This is a genomic window from Stenotrophomonas sp. STEN054, assembly GCF_056854535.1.
In genome coordinates this window covers 1-3,616 of sequence record NZ_JBXFWG010000104.1, presented here as the reverse complement: position 1 = coordinate 3,616, position 3,616 = coordinate 1, and the positions used below count along the sequence as shown (strand labels likewise).

The window sequence follows — 3,616 nt, the reverse complement described above, 5'->3', positions numbered from 1 at the left end:
GGGTGGGTGTGGGGGGGGGGGGGGGGGGGGGGTGGGGTGCGTGGGGTGGTTGTTTGTGCGGCTCTTATATAGATTGCTGTTTGCCTCCCCGGCCCCCCCCCCCCCCCCCCCCCCCGGCCAACCCCCCCAAACCCCGCCCCCCCCCCCCCGCCACGAGGGGCTCAGCCGTTGGCTTTCGCCTTCGCCTCGCGCGCGGCCTGCTGCTCGAGCAGGGTCAGGGCGACGTTGTCCCGCAGGTATGCCGGTTCGACTTTCTCTGCCGCCACGCCTTCGCCACGCGCGAACGCCGGCGCCGCCAGCGCCAGCACGTCCGACGCGCGCGGCAATGCCGCTGCATCGAAACCACGCAGGCCCGCACCCAGCTGCGCCACCAGCGCACCGCCGGCCGCGCCGAAACCGGAGCCGATGCCGTAGGCCTGCAGCCCCTCCGGCAACGCCACCGCCGCCGGTGCGCACACGCGCTCGGCATCGCAGGCCACCGGCAGGCCATCGACGCGCTCGAAGCGCGCCACGTACAACTCACCCATCCGCGCATCGATCGCCGACAGTATCTGGGTTTCCTCGGCCGGCGCGCGCAGCGCCAGTACCTGCAGCGTCGACACCGGCAGCAGCGGCCGGTCCAGCGCCAGGGCGATGCCCTGCGCGATCGCAATCGCCAGGCGCACGCCGGTGAACGCACCCGGCCCGCGGCTGAGGGCGATGCCATCGAGCTGGCGGCGGCTGATGCCAGCCTCGGCCAGCAGCACCTCGGCCCACGGCAGGCTCAGTTCGGCATGGCGGCGCGGGGCGATCTCGAAGCGCTCCAGCACCTGCCCATCCACATGCAGGGCAACGGAACAGGCTTCGGTGGCGGTTTCAAAGGCGAGCAGTTTCATCGGAGGGAATCAGAACAGGGGAAACGTGGCGCCGGGGGCCGGCTGGGGACCCGGCGCGGGGGCCGGGACGGTCGGGGCGGCGGCGTCGTCGGCCACGGGGGCCCATTGTGGCGCAAAGAAGGCCTGCACATCGGCCAGCGCGCGGGTGCGGCGGAACGGCGGCAGCGAATCGAGGAATACCCGGCCATAGCCACGGTTGAGCAGGCGCGGGTCGCACAGCACCAGCACGCCGCGGTCGGTCTCGCTGCGGATCAGCCGGCCCACGCCCTGCTTGAGGGCGATCACCGCCTGCGGCAGCTGTTCGTCGCGGAACGGATTACCGCCCTGGCTGCGGATCGCCTCCAGCCGCGCCTCGTAGACCGGGTCGTCCGGCGCGGCGAACGGCAGCTTGTCGATGACCACCACGCTCAGCGCCTCGCCCACCACGTCCACGCCCTCGCGGAAGCTGGCCGAGCCAAGCAGCACGCCGTTGCCGGAATCGCGGAAACGCTGCAGCAAGGTGGCGCGCGGCGCCTCGCCCTGCACGAACAGCGGCCACGGCCCGTCGCGCAGCGCCTCGGCGGCCTCGCGCAGCGCACGATGCGAGGCGAACAGCAGGAACGCCCTGCCCTGCGATGCCTGCAGCACCGGCCGCAGGGCCTGGATGAGCGCGGTACCGAAACCACGCGCGGCGGGATCAGGCAGGCCTTCGGGCAGGTAGCACAGCGCCTGCCCGGGCCAGTTGAACGGGCTGGGCTGGACCAGCGTGTGCGGATCATCCAGGCCCAGGCGGGTGGCGATGTGGTCGAAGCCACCGCCCACGGTCAGCGTGGCCGAGGTGAAGATCCACGCCGCACGGCTGCGCTCGCGGTGCTCGCGCAGCGGTCCCGACACATCCATCGGCGTGCGCTGGCAGCGGAACCCGCGCGGGGTGAGTTCGTACCAGAGCACGTCGGCGGCACTGGCCGCATCGGCCGGGTCGATATCGAAATCCAGGGTCGGCTCGTCGTCGCCCAGCCAGCGCGACAACCGCGAAACCGCTTCGCGCGCACGTGCATGGCAAGCGTCCAGTCCCGCAGCGGCCTCACGCAGCGGCTGCAGCGCCTGTTCCAGCGCCACCAGGCAGCTCATCGCCGTATCGAAGCCCTCGCGCACCTGCGGCATCGCCAACGCACGCCACTGGGTACCGCGTGACGGCAGCCCTTCCATCGCCAGGCGCAGCGCCAGCAGCGCCTGCTGCAGCTGGTCGACCGGCTCCTGCAGCGCCGACTGCGCACCGCCGACGCCACGCGCCTCGGTCAGGCAGTCACGTGCCAGCTCCTGCCACGGACGCATGCCGAAGCCCTCGCCGAAGAACTGCGCGGCAAGTTCGGGCAGCTGGTGTGCCTCGTCGATGACGAAGGCCTGGGCACCGGGCAGCAGCTCGCCAAAGCCATCCTGCTTGAGCGCCAGGTCGGCCAGCAGCAGGTGGTGGTTGACCACCACCACGTCGGCAGCCTGCGCGCGTTGCCGCGCGTGCACGACGAAGCAGTCATCCCAGAACGGGCAGTCGGTGCCCAGGCAGTTGTCGACGGTGGAAGTCACCATCGGCAGCAGCGGCGAATCGTCGGCCAGGCCGTCCAGTTCGGCGATATCACCGAACTGCGAGCGGCCGGACCAGGCGAGGATGCGCTGGAACTGCGCGGCCTGTTCGGGGCTGGAAAAACGCGGCTCGCCCCGCGCCTGCTGCAGGCGGTAGCGGCACAGGTAGTTGGCCCGGCCCTTCAGCAGCGCACTGCGCAGGCCCACGCCCAGCGCCTGGCGCACGCGCGGCAGATCGCGGTGGTAGAGCTGGTCCTGCAGCGCGCGGGTGCCAGTGGAGATGATGGTGCGCAGGCCGGACAGCAGCACCGGCACCAGATAGGCAAAGGTCTTGCCGGTGCCCGTTCCAGCCTCGGCCAGCAGCAGGTCGCGCTGCTGCAGCGCGTCGGCGATGGCCTCGGTCAGGCGCAGCTGTGCGGGACGCGGGTTGAAGGCATCCAGGTGCGAGGCGAGCGCGCCGCCTTCGCTGAGGGCTTCGCGGCTGGCATGAACGAGGTCGGACATCAGACAGGAAGGATACCCGGCCGGGCGCTGCCCGGCACCCGTTTCAAGCCAGGTCGCAGGCAAAGGCAACAGCAACGGCGTGGTTCATGGCTCTGGGTTGCTGCGTGTTTGGCGGGGCGGGAGGGGCAGGCAGGACACGCCGTAAACCCGTCCTTGGGGGCTCGATGGCGCCATCCATGGCGCCAACGGTCCTGCCTGCCCCTCCGGCCCCACCCTCGACGGTTTACCGATGACGGATGGACGTGCTTCGTGGCGTCGCGCTTGCTCGACTGGATTCAGAAGCGGTGGGTAGAAGGGAAACAAGAAGGGGTCGGAGCCGTTTTCCTGACGAAAACGGATCCGACCCCACCGCGAGTGCGCGCAGCGCGCGACCCGCTTTTGATTTGATTTTTTCTTTTCCGTGGCTGAACGCACACGGAAACGGTCAGGGGCCGGGCGGGTGCGCTGGGCAGGGGCGTGAGCCGCATGGGCCCGAGGCATGCCACGGGCGGGTTGGGCAGGATGCCCAACCCCGGTCTTGCCGTGTGCGCAGGACAGCGCACACGAGCAAGCGGCGACCGAGCATACATGGACGTACTTGCAGCGTCCCCTGCGCAGGGGCCCCCCCCCCGCCCCAAAAAAAAAAGCCAAATTTAATACCCCCCACCAACGGGCGGCCGGAGGTGGGGAGAAAAGAT

General features: G+C 70.6%; 2 protein-coding genes. Both read right to left on the bottom strand.

The genetic code is table 11. The features are described from left to right. Positions 1-161 precede the first annotated feature (161 nt). Positions 162-875 carry a tRNA (adenosine(37)-N6)-threonylcarbamoyltransferase complex dimerization subunit type 1 TsaB gene (tsaB, locus tag AC1VXD_RS19770; protein ID WP_482993471.1) on the bottom strand — a complete coding sequence of 238 codons (714 nt, stop codon included), beginning with the start codon at positions 873-875 and terminating at the stop codon, positions 162-164. 9 nt (positions 876-884) lie between these two features. Beyond that, complete coding sequence (gene yoaA / locus AC1VXD_RS19765; protein ID WP_482993470.1) at positions 885-2,939, bottom strand: DNA repair helicase YoaA; 2,055 nt, start codon at positions 2,937-2,939, stop codon at positions 885-887. Positions 2,940-3,616 lie beyond the last annotated feature (677 nt).

Bases quoted from the DNA above. Each gene is read 5' to 3' on its own strand.
- tsaB (WP_482993471.1), bottom strand. From the start codon at position 875: ATGAAACTGCTCGCCTTTGAAACCGCCACCGAAGCCTGTTCCGTTGCC.
- yoaA (WP_482993470.1), bottom strand. From the start codon at position 2,939: ATGTCCGACCTCGTTCATGCCAGCCGCGAAGCCCTCAGCGAAGGCGGC.